A 15,601-nucleotide genomic window follows, 5' to 3' on the forward strand; every position below is an offset into this window, starting at 1 on the left:
GTCAGGGCAACCGCCGTGCCCGATCAAGGGCGATTATTTTTTGTTATCTTTAACTTCTTCGAACTCGGCATCGACAACGTCGTCATCTGATTTCGCAGAAGCATCCGCCGCACCGGCATCCGCTGCGCCCGCCTGAGCCTGCTGCTGTGCCATTTCCATCAGTTTGCTGGAAACCTGCATCAGCGCCTGCATCTTCTCTTCGATGGCCGCTTTGTCTTCGCCTTTCAGCGCGGTGTTCAGCTCGGTCAGGGCCGCTTCGATCGGAGCCTTGTCGTCAGCTGACAGTTTGTCACCCGCTTCGTCCAGCTGCTTACGCGTGCTGTGGGCAATCTGGTCGCCCTGGTTGCGGGTCTGCACCAGCTCTTCAAATTTACGGTCAGCTTCGGCGTTGGCTTCAGCATCACGCACCATTTTTTCGATTTCAGCTTCGTCCAGACCGGATGACGCTTTAATGGTGATCTTCTGCTCTTTACCGCTGTTTTTATCTTTAGCGGAAACGTGCAGGATACCATCGGCATCGATGTCGAAAGTCACTTCGACCTGCGGCATGCCACGCGGTGCTGGCTGGATACCATCAAGGTTGAACTGACCCAGCGATTTGTTATCCGCTGCGCGCTTACGCTCACCCTGCACCACGTGAATGGTCACCGCAGACTGGTTATCTTCTGCCGTTGAGAACACCTGACTGTGCTTGGTCGGGATCGTGGTGTTCTTGGAAATCAGCGCCGTCATCACGCCGCCCATGGTTTCAATACCCAGCGACAGCGGAGTCACGTCCAACAGCAGAACGTCTTTCACTTCACCAGCCAGCACGCCACCCTGAACCGCTGCGCCTACGGCAACTGCTTCGTCCGGGTTAACGTCTTTACGTGGCTCTTTACCAAAGAACTCAGCCACTTTCGCCTGAACCATTGGCATACGTGTCTGACCACCGACCAGAATCACGTCGTTGATGTCAGTCACGGACAGACCGGCATCCTGCAGTGCAACTTTCAGCGGCTCGATTGAACGCGCAACCAGATCTTCAACCAGCGACTCCAGTTTAGAACGGGTCACTTTGATGTTCAGGTGCTTAGGACCGGTTGCATCCGCCGTGATGTACGGCAGGTTAACGTCGGTCTGCTGAGCAGAAGAAAGCTCAATTTTCGCTTTCTCAGCCGCTTCTTTCAGACGCTGCATCGCCAGCGGATCGTTGTGCAGATCGATGCCCTGGTCTTTCTTAAATTCTGCCACCAGATAGTTAATCAGACGACTATCGAAGTCTTCACCACCCAAGTGGGTATCACCGTTGGTCGCCAGAACTTCAAAGGTTTTTTCGCCTTCAACTTCGTCGATTTCGATAATAGAGATATCGAAAGTACCACCACCAAGGTCATATACCGCGATAGTACGGTTGCCCTGACCTTTGTCCAGACCGTATGCCAGCGCAGCAGCGGTAGGTTCGTTGATAATACGTTTTACTTCCAGACCTGCGATACGACCGGCATCTTTGGTCGCCTGACGCTGTGCGTCGTTGAAGTAAGCAGGTACAGTGATAACCGCTTCGGTTACTGGTTCGCCCAGATAATCCTCAGCCGTTTTCTTCATTTTCTTCAGCACTTCAGCAGAGATCTGCGGTGGTGCCAGCTTCTGATCTTTTACGTTGATCCACGCGTCGCCGTTGTCAGCGTTCATGATTTTGTACGGCATGATTTTGATATCACGCTGCACTTCTTCGTCCTGGAAACGACGACCAATCAGGCGCTTGATAGCGAACAGTGTGTTCTGTGGGTTGGTCACAGCCTGACGCTTAGCCGGCTGGCCTACCAGAATTTCGCCATCCTGCGTATAAGCAATGATGGAAGGTGTGGTGCGGTCGCCTTCGGCATTCTCAAGAACGCGTGCTTTACCACCGTCCATGATTGCAACACATGAGTTAGTTGTACCGAGGTCAATACCAATAATCTTACCCATCTGAACATCTCCCACTTAAATTCGTATTAATTCGGTTGTGAACCTGTTATGCGGTCGCTTTCAGCTGTTTCAACTCTCAGCGTCCGCTTTTTTTTGACTCACAACATTGCGATAACAAGTAAATGGGGCCGCTTCACACAGCATCAAGGGTTAAACGTGAAAAAATTTTCGTGGCGGGATGAGAAAGGCAGAAAAACGGCGCTCGGTGAGCGCCGTGACAAGCGGGGATCAGGCGTTCACTTCGTTTAGAACATCACCACGGGAATGACGGCCATTTAACCAGACCCCAACCAGAAAACCGATCGCCGCTAGGGCCAGCACATAAAATGCCGGTGCCATCGGGGTTAACGGCATCATCAGAGTAACAAAAATCGGTGTTAACCCACCAAAAATGGCGTAAGCCACGTTGTAGGAAAACGAGATGCCGGTAAAACGCACCGCGGCGGGAAAGGCAGAGACCATCACAAAAGGCACCACGCCAACCACGCCAACGCTGAGCCCAGCGAGAGCGTAGGTAATGAACAGAGCGGCGGTTGACCCTGCAGCCAGCTGGAAAAAGAGCCAGCTGCAGATCCCCAATAGCACGCTGCCGACCATAAGGACTTTACCGGCGCCAAAGCGATCGACCAGCAGGCCGGAAAGGATACAGCCGACGATCAGCATCAGCGTCGCCAGGCTGTTGGCTTGAAGTGTTAACGCAGCGGCAATTTGATGCTGTTTCTGCATCAGCGCAGGCGCCATTAAAATCACCACCACGATGCAGGCGGATAACAGCCAGGTGAGCAACATCGACACCACTATGCTGCGTTTGTGGCGGGCAAGAATCGCCTTGATGGGCAGAGTATCCGCCAGCGCCTTGCGCTGCTGCATCTGTTTGAACACCGGAGTTTCATGCAGCCAGCGGCGCAGGTACATGGCGATCAGGCCAAAAATGCCGCCGAGAAAAAACGGTATGCGCCAGCCATAATCGGCCACCGCCGTTGGCGGCATCACCGTATTAATTAACGTGGCCACCAGCGACCCCAGCAAAATGCCGGCGGTCAGTCCGGCAGTCAGCGTGCCGCAGGCGAAACCGATGCGTTTTTCCGGCACGTGCTCGGCCACGAAAACCCAGGCACCCGGCACTTCACCGCCGATGGCTGCCCCTTGCAACAGACGCAGCAACAGCAGCAACAGCGGCGCAGCAATGCCGATCTGGTGGTAAACCGGCAGCGCGCCCATCGCCAGCGTCGGCAGCGCCATCAGTAAAATGCTCAGGCTGAACATCTTCTTGCGGCCCACTTTATCGCCAAAATGCGCCATGATAATGCCGCCCAACGGACGGGCCAGATAACCCGCGGCAAAAATGCCAAAGGTTTGCATCTGTCGCAGCCATTCTGGAATGTCGGGCGGGAAAAACAGCTGCCCGATCACCGCGGCGAAAAAGACAAAGATAATGAAATCGTAGAATTCAAGCGCGCCACCCAGCGCTGCCAGCGACAGCGTGGTGTAATCCTGACGATTAAGACGGGGGTGGGTTTGCTGAGCCATCATGATGCGTAGGTTCCCGGAGGCAAAAAAAGATAAGTTTGCACTGTAAAGCTGCGCTTACTATACCGTCACTTTTCCGCCACACCAGTGAGCCTGCATCTTATGCCTGAAAAACGGGATTTTTAGAGGTTTGTTTCACGTCTGGCGCTTTTCGGACGAAAAGCTGCTACTACCGCGCTGTGCGTCTCCACGTATGGGCCATCCAGCAGTTGAATACAGTAAGGCACGCTGGCAAAAATTCCGTGCACTCGCGTATTGCCCGCCTCATCTTTGACGCCTTCCAGCGTCTCTTTGATCGATTTCGGCTGGCCTGGCAGATTGATAATCAGCGACTGTTTACGGATAACGCCCACCTGGCGCGACAAAATGGCGGTCGGCACAAAGTTGAGGCTAATCTGGCGCATCTGTTCGCCGAAGCCCGGCATTTCGCGATCGGCCACTGCCAGCGTGGCATCGGGCGTCACATCGCGGCGCGCCGGCCCGGTGCCGCCGGTGGTCAGAACCAGATGACAGAAGCGCTCATCCACCAGCTCGCAGATCGCCTGTTCAATCAGCGACTGCTCATCGGGCACCAGCCGCGTTTCCACTTCCCAGCTGCTGGCCAGCGCGCTTTGCAGCCAGCTTTCCAGCGCAGGGATGCCCTGATCCTGATAGATGCCGTTGCTGGCGCGATCTGAGACGGAGATCAATCCAATACGTAACGTGTTCATAGGGTGTATTCACTTAGTGACGACGCCAGAGTGGCGAACAAAAGCAGGCGCCTGAAGGCGAATAGTAGATGAAAATGGCAAAAATGTGGCCGCCCAGCGGCAGCCACAACGATCGGTTTACAGCAGTTCGGCAATCATTTTCTCAAGTTTGCCCTGATCAACGGCAAAGTTGCGGATGCCCTGTGCCAGTTTATCCACCGCCATCGGATCCTGGTTATGTTCCCACAGGAACTCTGACTCGGTCATTTTAGCCGGACGCGCTTGTACTTCGCCGTTCCAGGAGAGTTTACGCTCCAGGCTGCCTTCGCTCTCTGCCAGCTCTTTCAGCAGCGCCGGAGAAATGGTCAGGCGATCGCAGCCCGCCAGTTCGATGATTTCGCCTACGTTACGGAAGCTAGCGCCCATGACCACGGTTTCATAGCCGTGCTGCTTGTAGTATTCATAGATTTCAGAGACAGAAACCACGCCTGGATCTTCGTGCGGTGCATACTCTTTTTTATCGGTATTGGCTTTGTACCAATCCAGAATACGACCGACGAAAGGCGAGATTAAAAACACGCCCGCTTCGGCGCAGGCACGCGCCTGGGCAAAGGAGAACAGCAGCGTCAGGTTACAGTTGATGCCCTCTTTTTCCAGCTGCTCAGCCGCACGAATGCCCTGCCAGGTTGAGGCCAGCTTGATCAGGATGCGTTCGTTGCTGATGCCTGCGTCGTTGTAAAGCTTGATCAGGCTGCGCGCTTTGTTGACGCTGCCTTCGGTGTCATAAGACAGGCGTGCATCCACTTCGGTGGAGATGCGGCCCGGCACCAGCTTAAGAATCTCCAGACCAATATTGACGGCCAGCTTGTCCGAAGCGTACTGAATCTGCTCTTCTTTATCGTTGCTCTGCGCGCGCGCCCAGACGATCGCTTCATCAATCAGCTTGCGATATTCAGGGATCTGCGCGGCGTTAAGAATCAGGGAAGGGTTGGTGGTGGCGTCCTGCGGCTGGTACAGCTTCATCGCGGCAATATCGCCGGTGTCAGCCACTACGGTAGTGAACTGACGTAAGGAAGTAAGTTTGTCCGTCATGGTTGTGATTCTCTTAAGTTAGACTGTGAGGGTGTAAAAAGTCTGTTGCGATAATATCACGGGGAAACCGCGGCGCAAGGCGAGCATGATAGCCCTCGCTGATAGTATTGATTTGCCACCCGGCGGCGGTTTTTTGTTACCATCCGGGCAGGATATTTTTTTTATTGTCTCCGCAATTCAGCGGGTTAAGCAGGAAACAAACGATGTTAATGGTGATTTCTCCCGCCAAAACGCTGGATTTCGAAAGCCCGCTGGCGACGCAAACCTTCACACAATCCGCACTGTTAGATAAATCACAACGGCTGATTGATATTGCGCGCCAGCTTTCTCCCGCGCAGATCGCCTCTTTGATGAGCATCAGCGATAAACTGGCGATGCTCAACGCCGAACGCTTTAATGCCTGGCAACCGCCCTTCTCGCCTGATAATGCCCGTCAGGCCATTCTGGCTTTCAAAGGCGACGTCTATACCGGCCTGCAGGCAGAGACTTTTAGCGAGCAGGATTTCAGCTACGCCCAGTCTCATCTGCGCATGCTTTCCGGTTTGTATGGTGTGCTGCGCCCGCTCGATTTAATGCAGCCTTATCGTCTGGAAATGGGCATCAAGCTGGCGAACCCGGCAGGCAACGATCTCTATCACTTCTGGGGAGAGACCATCACCGAAACCCTGAACGCGGCGCTGGCGGCACAGGGCGATGACGTGCTAATCAATCTCGCCTCTGATGAGTATTTCAAAGCGGTTAAGGTGAAGTCGCTCAACGCCCGCATTATTAAGCCAGTGTTCCTTGATGAGAAAAATGGCCGTTATAAAGTGATCAGTTTCTACGCCAAGAAGGCGCGTGGTTTGATGAGCCGCTTTGTGATTCAAAATCAGATCGCCACGCCAGAAGGGCTGACCGCGTTTGCCGTTGACGGTTACCGCTTTGATGCCGCGGCCAGCAATGACAGCGAACTGGTGTTTCGTCGCGCCGAACAGGCATAAAAAAGGGCGCCAGCAGGCGCCCCGTTCAATCAACCTTTCCCCGCTTACTTCAGCAGAAACGCGCGCAGTTCAGCGAATTCTGGTGCCATTTTGTGCGACAGCAGCGGCAGATCGGCGCGCTCCGCCAGCTCTTTCGGCAGCGGCAGCTTTTGCTCGAGAATAGATTCAACGCTCTCGATGAATTTTGCCGGATGCGCTGTGCCGAGGAACAGACCAAACTCCCCTTCCTGCAGCTGATCACGCAGCATGCGATAGGCGATCGCCGCGTGTGGCTCAGAGATATAGCCCAACTCAGCCAGCTCGCGCATGGTGGATTTGGTGGTTTCATCATCCACGGCGCCATAGGCGAGATCGGTCATGCGCCAGGTTTTACGGCGGAACAGCTCTTCCACGCGCGGCCAGTTATTCGGCTGGCTAACATCCATCGCGTTAGAAAGCGTCGATACCGTCAGATTTGGCTGCCATTCACCGCCCTTAAGGAAACGCGGCACGGTGTCGTTGGCGTTGGTGGCAGCGATGAAACGCTTCACCGGCAGACCCAGCGATTTCGCCAGCAGGCCCGCGGTTAAGTCACCAAAGTTACCGCTCGGCACGGAGATAACCAGCTGGTTACGCTGCTCCTGCGGCAGCTGCGCCACCGCTTCGAAGTAGTAGCAGACCTGCGCCAGCAAACGGCTGATGTTAATGGAGTTAGCAGAGTTCAGGCCGATGGTCTGGCGCAGTTCCTGATCGTCAAACGCCTGCTTCACCAGCGTCTGGCAGCGATCAAAATCACCGTCAATGGCGATGGTTTCGATATTGCCGCCAAGCGTACAGAACAATTTTTCCTGCAGCGGGCTGATCTTGCCCTGCGGATAGAGGATCACCACGCGCACGTTATCCATGCCGTAAAACGCATGCGCTACCGCCGCGCCGGTATCGCCGGAGGTGGCGGTCAGAATGGTGATCTGCTCATCGGCACCGCTGATATAGGCCAGCATCTGCGCCATAAAACGGCCGCCAAAATCTTTAAACGCCAGCGTTGGGCCGTGAAACAGCTCCAGACAGGCAATATCGTCGCTGACTTTTACGACCGGCGCCGGAAAAGCAAAAGCATTTTTCACGCGTTCCTGCAGCTGGTGCGCGCTGATCTCATCGCCAATCCAGGCAGAAAGAATTTTGCTGCTGCGGGTGACAAAATCCATCTCCAGCATTGCATCGATATCGGTCAGTTCAAACTCAGGCAGCTCCAGCGGAAAAAACAGCCCCTGCTGCGATCCCAGGCCCTGTTTTACCGCCTGTGAAAAGCTGACCTGCTCGTTATGATCTTTAAGGTTGTAGAGTTTCATCGGTTATCCCAGTTTACGTGCGCCTGCCGTATCAAGACGGCAGATATGGACGAAGCCTTCATCATTCTGCAGATAGTGCTGGCTGAGCCAGTCAGCCATCCGCTGTGCGGTTGCGGCGTTATTGCAGACGGCAAAGAGCGTTGGGCCGGATCCAGAAATGCCGCACGCCAGCGCGCCAATATCCTGTGCCGCCTGCCGTGCTTCAGCAAAACCCGGTAATAATTTGGTGCGATACGGCTCGGCAATCACATCCTGCATCAGTTTCGCCGCCAGCAGCGGCTGCTGCGTATGGCAGGCGTGAATGAAGCCCGCCAGATAACGGCCGTGGCGGATGCAATCTTCCTTGCGATATTGCGCCGGCAAAATCGCCCGCGCTTCCGCAGTGGAGACTTTGATGCCCGGATAGGCCATGACCCAGAGCCAGTCATCAAACGCGGGTACCGCCTGACTAATGATACCATTCTCTTCCAGCATCAGTTGCAGGCCGCCAAGGAAACAGGGCGCGACGTTATCATAATGCACGCTGCCGGAGATGCGCCCTTCCAGCTCGCCCATCAGGCTCAGCAGTTCGGTATCGTTCAGCGGCTTACCGCAATGTTCGTTCATCGCCATCAAACCGGCCACCACGGAACAGGCGCTGGAGCCCAGCCCGGAGCCGATCGGCATGTTCTTCTCCAGCGTCATGGCCACCGGCACCTGTTTACCAATCGCCTCGCAAAAACGCGTCCAGCACTGGTAAACAATATTCTCCTGTTCGTTGGTCGGCAACTTGCTGACAAAACGGCCGCTGTTTTTCAGGCTGAAGCGCTCGGCGGCTTCTACCGTGACGCAATCGCCCAGCAGCGTGCCATCTATCGGCGATACCGCGGCGCCGAGTACGTCAAAACCGACGCTGACGTTACCGATTGAAGCGGGTGCATAAATCTTAACCATGATTAAATCCCCAACTTCCAGGAGAGCGTGCGCAGCAGATCGGCAAATACGCCTGCGGCCGTCACGTCGTTGCCCGCGCCATAACCGCGCAGCACCAGTGGAATCGGCTGATAATAGCGGCTGTAAAACGCCAGCGCATTCTCGCCGTTTTTGACTTTATAGAGCGGATCGTTACCGTCCACGGCATCAATCTTCACTTTGCAAACGCCGCCCTCTTCAATCACACCCACAAAGCGCAGCACTTTACCCTCGGCACTGGCGTGAGCCACGCGGCTGGCAAAGGCGTCATCCAGCTCCGGCAGGCGCTGCATAAAGCTCTCGGCGTCCGGCAGCGCGGCCAATTCCGCAGGCAGGATCGGCTCAATTTCAATATCGGTGAGCTCCAGCTGGTGTCCCGCTTCACGCGCCAGAATCAGCAGCTTGCGCGCCACATCCATGCCGGAAAGATCGTCACGCGGATCGGGCTCGGTAAAGCCCATTTCACGCGCCAGCGCGGTAGCGGCCGAGAGTGAAACGCCCTCATCAAGCTTGCCAAAAATAAACGACAGCGAGCCGGAGAGAATGCCGGAGAACTTGATCAGCTCATCGCCCGCGTTAAGCAGGTTTTGCAGGTTTTCAATCACCGGCAGGCCGGCACCGACGTTGGTGTCATAGAGGAACTTGCGGCGCGATTTTTCTGCCGCTGCGCGCATTTGCAGGTAGTAATCCCAGCTTGAGGTGTTGGCCTTTTTGTTCGGCGTTACCACGTGGAAACCGTTGCCGAGAAAATCCGCGTAGAGATCGGCCACCGTCTGGCTGGACGTACAGTCAACAATCACCGGGTTCAGCAGGTGATACTCTTTCACCAGACGCGTCAGATGCGCGGTGTTGAACGGCTCTTTAGCACTCTGCAGCGCGGTTTTCCAGTTGCTTAAATCGATGCCGTGCACGTTGGTCAGCAGCGCTTTTGAATTCGCGATGCCGCACACTCGCAGATCGATATGCTTCTGCTTGAGCCAAGCCTGCTGGCGCTGCAGCTGATCGAGCAGCGCACTACCAACGCCGCCAACGCCAACCACAAATACCTCAATCACCTGATCGGTGTTGAACAGCATCTGGTGCACCACGCGCACGCCGGTGGTGACGTCGTCGTTGCTGACCACCACCGAAATCGAGCGCTCAGACGAACCCTGCGCAATGGCAACAATGTTGATGTTGGCGCGCGCCAGCGCCGCAAAGAATTTAGCTGAGATGCCACGTAGCGTGCGCATGCCGTCGCCGACCACCGAGATGATCGCCAGCTGCTCCATCACTTCCAGCGGATCCAGCAGGCCATCTTTCAGCTCAAGATAAAACTCCTCATCCAGCACGCGGCGCGCACGCAGCAGATCGCTTTGCGGCACGCAGAAGCTGATGCTGTATTCAGAAGAGGATTGGGTAATCAGCACCACCGAAATGCCGGAGCGCGACATGGCAGCAAACACGCGCGCAGCCATGCCGACCATGCCTTTCATGCCGGGGCCAGAGACGTTGAACATCGCCATATTATTCAGGTTGGTGATGCCCTTCACCGGATTTTCGGTGTCGCCGCCCTGGCCGCCGATCAGCGTGCCCGGCGCCTGTGGATTAGCGGTGTTCTTGATCAGGCACGGAATTTGAAACTGGGCGATAGGCGCGATAGTGCGCGGATGCAACACCTTGGCACCAAAATAGGAGAGCTCCATCGCTTCCTGATAGGACATCGATTTCAGCAGGCGCGCATCGGGCACCTGGCGCGGATCGCAGGTATAAACGCCATCAACGTCGGTCCAGATTTCGCAGCAGTCGGCGCGCAGGCAGGCTGCCAGCACGGCGGCGGAATAGTCAGAACCGTTACGGCCCAACACCACCAGCTCGCCGCGCTCGTTTCCGGCGGTAAAGCCCGCCATCAGGATCATGTTCGTGACGGGAATATGGCTGGCGGCGATGCGACGGGTGGATTCAGCAATATCTACGGTTGATTCCAGATAGTGCCCCACGGCCAGCAGCTTTTCTACCGGATCGATCACGCTCACCTGGTGACCACGCGCCTGCAGCAGCGCTTCCATAATGGCAATAGAGAGTTTTTCACCGCGGCAAATAATGGCAGCGTTGATGCTGTCCGGGCATTGCCCCAACAGGCTGACTCCATGCAGCATCTGTTTTAACTGGGCGAATTCCAGTTCGATGATGGTATGAAGTCGGTCATATTCAAAACCTGGCTGCCTCTCTGCCAGCCCCTGAAGCAGTTCGGAGAAAATGCGCTCCGCATCGCTGATATTCGGCTGAGCATCCTGCCCGCTGATGGTTTTTTCGATCATCGCCACCAGGTGATTGGTGATTTTTGCTGGCGCAGAGAGCACGGTGGCGACCTGTCCCTGTTTGGCGTTGCTTTCCAGAATATCGGCAACGCGTAAAAACCGCTCTGCGTTGGCAACTGAGGTTCCGCCGAATTTCAGCACTCGCATAGTTAACACTCTCCTGATTTTTGCCGAAAAAAAAGCCCGCACTGTTCAGGTGCGGGCTTAGTTTTTTCTTTTTCTGGTATGCGTCAGCCCGCACCGTTACCTGTGGTAATGGTGGTGGTAATAATTGTGATGTTCAGGCTGATGTTTCGCATGTAGATTTATTCTGTCTTTTTATGTCTGTCTGTGTTCCAGAATTAAAGCAAAGTGCTATTTAAGTCAACGGAATTCTGATTTTGTGCTGCGGCCACAATCAGAGACTGCATCCTCGTTTCGCCATGCGACAATCCGTTTCTTTTGCAGGCTGACCTCAGCGCAGCAAGTCGCCCCATTTTCCTGCGTTCATCCAGCATTTTTATCTATAAGGTTTTTTTCTATGTCGTGTAACAGCCGATGTAGCATGGCGCTGTCGCGCTGTTCCAGCACGCCCAGTCGCTGCTGTAACCAGTCAGCCATTTTTTCATCGTCGCTGACGTTCAGCCGAACCAGCAGCTGCTCAATGCGCTGACGCAATGCCGCCAGTTGGCCTGCTTCACCCGGTGCGGCTGCTGGCGACACCACTTTATTCAGGGCGGCCAACTGATAGCAGTAAACCATCACCGCCTGACCGAGATTAAGCGAGGGATAATCAGCCGCCATCGGAATGCCGGTCAGCAGATCCACCTGATCCAGTTCCTCATTGGTTAACCCGCTATCTTCACGTCCAAACACCAGCGCCATGCTGCTCACCCACTGCTGCTTCTCCAGCAGAATATTTTCAACCTGCTGCGGCGTCGCGTAATAGCGAAATTTTGCCCGGCTGCGTGCGGTGGTTGCCACCGAAAAATCGATGTCGGCCAGCGCATCAGCCAGCGTGGCGTAGTGCTGCAGATTATCAATGATATCGCCCGCACCGTGCGCCACCCGACGGGTTGCCGGATCGTGCTGTGCCTCACTGGCAACAATGCGTAGCTGCGTAAAGCCCATGGTTTTCATGGCACGGGCGGCGGCACCAATATTTTCTGGTCTGGCTGGCGAAACGAGAATAAGAGGAAATAGCATAGCGATCCGAATCCTGGTAAAGGTCATGCATTATGCTAACACGCGCCGCTTCATGCCAGGCGCACAGGGTTGATAACATTATCAATCAGAGTGCCCGCTAACGGGCTCAGTCAGCCTCATCGTGCAGCAGCACACAATTAAACGAGTTAACTGCACATTAACGCTTGTCATTCAGTATGTTGCCATTTGTTAAATTACAATCAATGCGATGTCGGTCTGGCGTAATAAAAAGGTTGCCAATTTGCTGACAAATGTGACCTAAACCGGCATTCTGGTAAGAGTTTTTCAGCGAAGTGTTAACGTGCTACACTTGCCTTTGATACACGTCAACGACGCGTTGTTTTAATGCTTAGCGGTTGTAGTCTTCGCTGTTATGTTGCTGTTAATACCGTTAGGATATAATCCATTCAGGCATTGCGATTGCGGTGCGGAATCCATCCTGACGGGTCGCATCGCGAAAGATATCGTTGGCGCTGATGGACGATGGATCAAAAACATAATGAGTATGCCGATGACGGCTAAGCGTATGCTGATCTTCCAGCACCCTGCCATCCGGTCAGTCCAAACCCCCTTTGTTGGCAATTTTAGGTAGCGAAAACATGCAGACCCCGCACATACTTATCGTTGAAGACGAATTAGTAACTCGCAATACTCTCAAAAGTATTTTTGAGGCTGAAGGTTACATGGTTTACGAAGCTACAGACGGTGCTGAAATGCATCAGGTTCTGACGGAAAATGACGTAAACCTGGTGATCATGGATATTAACCTGCCAGGTAAAAATGGTCTGTTGCTGGCGCGTGAATTACGTGAACAACAGAATGTCGCCCTGATGTTCCTGACTGGACGCGACAACGAAGTCGATAAGATCCTGGGTCTGGAAATTGGCGCCGACGACTATATTACCAAGCCGTTTAATCCCCGCGAATTAACCATTCGCGCACGCAACCTGCTGTCGCGCACCATGAACCTCGCCGCGCTCAGCGAAGAGCGTAAGCTGGTAGAAAGCTATAAATTCAACGGCTGGGAACTGGATATTAACAGTCGTTCACTGATCAGCCCGCAGGGCGAACAGTACAAGCTGCCGCGCAGTGAATTCCGCGCCATGCTGCATTTCTGCGAAAATCCAGGCAAGATTCAGACTCGTGCTGACCTGCTGAAAAAGATGACCGGCCGCGACCTGAAGCCGCACGATCGTACGGTTGATGTGACTATCCGCCGCATTCGTAAGCATTTTGAATCGACGCCGGATACGCCAGAAATCATCGCCACCATTCACGGCGAAGGTTACCGCTTCTGCGGTGAGCTGCAGGATTAAAAAAACGCCCCGCGGGGCGTTTTTTTTTAGCTGTTATTCACGCCACGGCATGATCGGCACTGCGCTGAGCGCATTTTTCGGCGATCCATCTACCACACGGTCGGAATAGCTGAGATAGATCAGCGCATGACGCTTCTGGTCAAAAAAGCGTACCACCTGCAGCTTTTTAAACACCAGCGAGGTGCGCTTTTTAAACACCACTTCGCCTTCAGCTTTACCCTGCGCAATCTTATCGCTCAGCGTCACCGGTCCAACCTGCTGACAGGAAATGGCGGCGTCAGCGGTATCTTCTGCCAGACCCAAACCCCCTTTGATGCCACCGGTTTTTGCCCGGCTGATATAGCAGGTCACGTTCTTCACGTCGGGATCGTCAAACGCCTCAACCACAATTTTGTGGTCCGGGCCAAAAATCTTAAATACCGTGTCAACCGAACCCACTTCTTCCGCCTGAGCAGCACACGCTGAGAGCGCGAGCAGCGAGAGGGCCAGTGCATTTTTTAATTTCATACTGTTACCATTGCCAAAAGAATTAATGCCGTTATAAGGTGTCTGCTCTGTTCACATTGCCTTACCTGCGCTGTAATCAGCTCGCCATGATATAGCACAATCAAACAAACAAAACTGCCGCATCACCCTGCGCATTTAGTGCTATCATTCGTCCGATCGTCCTACCTGCGCCAAACTGAGTACTATGAGGAAGTTATATGGACCAAGCCGGTATCATTCGCGATTTGCTTGTCTGGCTGGAGAGCCATCTGGATCAACCGCTATCACTGGATAATGTGGCAGCGAAAGCAGGTTACTCCAAGTGGCATTTGCAAAGAATGTTCAAGGATGTCACGACGCATGCGATTGGCGCTTATATCCGCGCGCGTCGTCTGTCTAAAGCCGCCGTTGCGCTTCGTCTGACCAGCCGCCCTATTCTGGACATTGCCCTGCAATACCGCTTTGATTCACAGCAAACGTTCACACGTGCCTTCAAAAAACAGTTTGCGCAGACGCCCGCCTGGTATCGCCGCGCGTCCGAATGGAATTCATTTGGCATTCGCCCGCCGATTCGTCTGGATGATTCCACGCTGCCCGAGCCGACGTTTGTCACCCTGCCGGAAACCCTGCTGGTAGGTCAAACGCAAAGTTACAGCTGCACGCTGGAGCAGATCTCGCGCTTTCGTGACGAAATGCGCCTGCACTTCTGGAAGCAATTTCTTACTGAAACCGATCGGGTGCCACCGGTGCTTTATGGCCTGCATCAGGTACGCGCCAGTCAGGAGAAAGATGATGAGCAGGAGATCCTGTACACCACTGCGGTGCCTGCCGATCAGCTGGCGAACAGCATGCAGTCGAATCAGTCGGTGCTGTTAGAAGCGGGCGATTATGTGCAGTTTACCTACGAAGGTCCGCGCACTGAATTGCAGGAGTTCATTCTGCTGCTGTACGGCACGTCGATGCCGACGCTGGGATTAACCCGTCGTTACGGTCAGGATATCGAGCGCTTTTATACGCACGGCGGCAAGAAGCTTGCTGAGCCGCCGGTCGACGTGCGCTGCGAATACCTGATTCCAATCCGTCAGCCGCAAACGGCCTGACGCGGGCACTACAGGCCGGGATTCCCGGCCCGCTTTGCCACTTTTAGCGCTGCAGCTCGTCGAGAGCGGGTGCATCCAGATGCGACACATCGCCCGCCGTTTCCACAATCCATCCCTCTGCCAGCCAGGCACTTTGCTGATGATCGACGCGTGAAATCGAACAGTTGCGCAGTCGCAACCGGCGTTCCGCGTGCGCAGGCAGGCCCAGAATAGTGCTCACCAGCGCGCCCAGCGCCATGCCGTGGCTCACCAGCAGCGGACGGCTGCCCGCAGGCAGATCGAGGCAGGCGTTCAGCGCCGCGTGCATGCGCGTGGCCAGCTCGGTCATCGATTCGCCCTGTGGAATGCGACCGCCTTCGGTGCCATCCACCAGCGCTTTACGCCAGCGCTCTTCCTCTTCGCTCAGGCCATCGAGCGGACGCTGTTCCAGCACGCCCATATTGAGCTCGCGCAGGCGAGGATCGAGCGTCACGCTACAGCCGCAGGCGTCGGCAATGATCTCCGCGGTGCGCTGCGTGCGCCCCAGATCGCTGCAAATCACATGGGTAATGCCCAGGGTTTTTACCCGTTCACCAACCTGCTTCGCCTGATGTTCACCTTTTGCGGTGAGCGCGCTGTCAGATTGCCCCTGAATACGGCGAGCCGCATTCCATACCGTTTCTCCGTGGCGAACAAGATAGACCTGTAGCAT

At 54.8% G+C, this 15,601-nt stretch carries 14 protein-coding genes and 1 other annotated feature; of the genes, 3 read left to right on the top strand and 11 right to left on the bottom strand.

The features are described from left to right. Window positions 1-33: 33 nt before the first annotated feature. From dnaK to tal, 4 genes are all read right to left on the bottom strand, one after another. Window positions 34-1,953, bottom strand: coding sequence for a molecular chaperone DnaK (gene dnaK / locus ACJY2L_RS10645; RefSeq protein ID WP_067427872.1), 1,920 nt, complete (start codon window positions 1,951-1,953; stop codon window positions 34-36). A gap of 228 nt (window positions 1,954-2,181) precedes the next feature. Continuing rightward, complete coding sequence (locus tag ACJY2L_RS10650) at window positions 2,182-3,483, bottom strand: MFS transporter (protein ID WP_439213747.1); 1,302 nt, start codon at window positions 3,481-3,483, stop codon at window positions 2,182-2,184. 122 nt (window positions 3,484-3,605) lie between these two features. Next, on the bottom strand, window positions 3,606-4,193 hold the full coding sequence (gene mog / locus ACJY2L_RS10655) for a molybdopterin adenylyltransferase (RefSeq protein ID WP_067427869.1): 588 nt from the start codon (window positions 4,191-4,193) through the stop codon (window positions 3,606-3,608). A gap of 117 nt (window positions 4,194-4,310) precedes the next feature. After that, the gene (tal, locus tag ACJY2L_RS10660) at window positions 4,311-5,264 is read right to left on the bottom strand and encodes a transaldolase (protein ID WP_067427867.1); all 954 of its coding nucleotides are present in this window, start codon (window positions 5,262-5,264) and stop codon (window positions 4,311-4,313) included. 203 nt (window positions 5,265-5,467) lie between these two features. Between tal and yaaA the strand changes: the two genes are divergently transcribed. Continuing rightward, the gene (gene yaaA, locus ACJY2L_RS10665) at window positions 5,468-6,244 is read left to right on the top strand and encodes a peroxide stress protein YaaA (protein ID WP_439213640.1); all 777 of its coding nucleotides are present in this window, start codon (window positions 5,468-5,470) and stop codon (window positions 6,242-6,244) included. Window positions 6,245-6,288: 44 nt separating this feature from the next. Here yaaA and thrC read toward each other — a convergent pair whose 3' ends face one another. The 5 genes from thrC to ACJY2L_RS10690 form a co-directional block, all read right to left on the bottom strand. Further along, a complete protein-coding gene (thrC, locus tag ACJY2L_RS10670; RefSeq protein ID WP_067427863.1) occupies window positions 6,289-7,572 on the bottom strand; it encodes a threonine synthase in 1,284 nt (427 codons plus the stop codon). Between the two features lie 3 nt (window positions 7,573-7,575). After that, window positions 7,576-8,505: a homoserine kinase gene (gene thrB / locus ACJY2L_RS10675; RefSeq protein ID WP_067427861.1), complete on the bottom strand. Its 930-nt coding sequence runs from the start codon at window positions 8,503-8,505 to the stop codon at window positions 7,576-7,578. Window positions 8,506-8,507: 2 nt separating this feature from the next. Then, a complete protein-coding gene (gene thrA / locus ACJY2L_RS10680; protein ID WP_067427858.1) occupies window positions 8,508-10,970 on the bottom strand; it encodes a bifunctional aspartate kinase/homoserine dehydrogenase I in 2,463 nt (820 codons plus the stop codon). A 25-nt stretch (window positions 10,971-10,995) separates the two neighbouring features. Then, window positions 10,996-11,115, bottom strand: a sequence feature (Thr leader region). Next, complete coding sequence (gene thrL / locus ACJY2L_RS10685) at window positions 11,054-11,122, bottom strand: thr operon leader peptide (RefSeq protein ID WP_071852548.1); 69 nt, start codon at window positions 11,120-11,122, stop codon at window positions 11,054-11,056. It overlaps the preceding feature by 62 nt. Window positions 11,123-11,309: 187 nt before the next feature. Further along, window positions 11,310-12,008 (bottom strand): tRNA/rRNA methyltransferase, encoded by a 699-nt coding sequence (locus ACJY2L_RS10690; protein ID WP_439213641.1) that lies wholly within the window; start codon window positions 12,006-12,008, stop codon window positions 11,310-11,312. Between the two features lie 599 nt (window positions 12,009-12,607). On the opposite strand from ACJY2L_RS10690, the gene arcA reads away from it, so the two are divergent. Beyond that, window positions 12,608-13,324, top strand: a complete 717-nt coding sequence (gene arcA / locus ACJY2L_RS10695; RefSeq protein WP_067427854.1) for a two-component system response regulator ArcA — start codon at window positions 12,608-12,610, stop codon at window positions 13,322-13,324. Window positions 13,325-13,357: 33 nt separating this feature from the next. Here arcA and creA read toward each other — a convergent pair whose 3' ends face one another. Further along, window positions 13,358-13,831 carry a protein CreA gene (gene creA / locus ACJY2L_RS10700; protein WP_067427852.1) on the bottom strand — a complete coding sequence of 158 codons (474 nt, stop codon included), beginning with the start codon at window positions 13,829-13,831 and terminating at the stop codon, window positions 13,358-13,360. 197 nt (window positions 13,832-14,028) lie between these two features. Between creA and robA the strand changes: the two genes are divergently transcribed. Next, window positions 14,029-14,910 carry an MDR efflux pump AcrAB transcriptional activator RobA gene (gene robA / locus ACJY2L_RS10705; protein WP_067427850.1) on the top strand — a complete coding sequence of 294 codons (882 nt, stop codon included), beginning with the start codon at window positions 14,029-14,031 and terminating at the stop codon, window positions 14,908-14,910. Between the two features lie 43 nt (window positions 14,911-14,953). Here robA and gpmB read toward each other — a convergent pair whose 3' ends face one another. Further along, window positions 14,954-15,601, bottom strand: coding sequence for a 2,3-diphosphoglycerate-dependent phosphoglycerate mutase GpmB (gene gpmB / locus ACJY2L_RS10710; RefSeq protein ID WP_067427849.1), 648 nt, complete (start codon window positions 15,599-15,601; stop codon window positions 14,954-14,956).

This window comes from Duffyella sp. Ts4 (genome assembly GCF_051851875.1).
In the GTDB taxonomy this organism is placed as follows: Bacteria; Pseudomonadota; Gammaproteobacteria; order Enterobacterales; family Enterobacteriaceae; genus Duffyella; species Duffyella gerundensis.

What these genes read in the sequence shown, in the direction of transcription:
- dnaK (WP_067427872.1), bottom strand. Translation starts at nt 1,953, where the DNA reads ATGGGTAAGATTATTGGTATTGACCTCGGTACAACTAACTCATGTGTT.
- ACJY2L_RS10650 (WP_439213747.1), bottom strand. Translation starts at nt 3,483, where the DNA reads ATGGCTCAGCAAACCCACCCCCGTCTTAATCGTCAGGATTACACCACG.
- mog (WP_067427869.1), bottom strand. Translation starts at nt 4,193, where the DNA reads ATGAACACGTTACGTATTGGATTGATCTCCGTCTCAGATCGCGCCAGC.
- tal (WP_067427867.1), bottom strand. Translation starts at nt 5,264, where the DNA reads ATGACGGACAAACTTACTTCCTTACGTCAGTTCACTACCGTAGTGGCT.
- yaaA (WP_439213640.1), top strand. Translation starts at nt 5,468, where the DNA reads ATGTTAATGGTGATTTCTCCCGCCAAAACGCTGGATTTCGAAAGCCCG.
- thrC (WP_067427863.1), bottom strand. Translation starts at nt 7,572, where the DNA reads ATGAAACTCTACAACCTTAAAGATCATAACGAGCAGGTCAGCTTTTCA.
- thrB (WP_067427861.1), bottom strand. Translation starts at nt 8,505, where the DNA reads ATGGTTAAGATTTATGCACCCGCTTCAATCGGTAACGTCAGCGTCGGT.
- thrA (WP_067427858.1), bottom strand. Translation starts at nt 10,970, where the DNA reads ATGCGAGTGCTGAAATTCGGCGGAACCTCAGTTGCCAACGCAGAGCGG.
- ACJY2L_RS10690 (WP_439213641.1), bottom strand. Translation starts at nt 12,008, where the DNA reads ATGCTATTTCCTCTTATTCTCGTTTCGCCAGCCAGACCAGAAAATATT.
- arcA (WP_067427854.1), top strand. Translation starts at nt 12,608, where the DNA reads ATGCAGACCCCGCACATACTTATCGTTGAAGACGAATTAGTAACTCGC.
- creA (WP_067427852.1), bottom strand. Translation starts at nt 13,831, where the DNA reads ATGAAATTAAAAAATGCACTGGCCCTCTCGCTGCTCGCGCTCTCAGCG.
- robA (WP_067427850.1), top strand. Translation starts at nt 14,029, where the DNA reads ATGGACCAAGCCGGTATCATTCGCGATTTGCTTGTCTGGCTGGAGAGC.
- gpmB (WP_067427849.1), bottom strand. Translation starts at nt 15,601, where the DNA reads ATGCTACAGGTCTATCTTGTTCGCCACGGAGAAACGGTATGGAATGCG.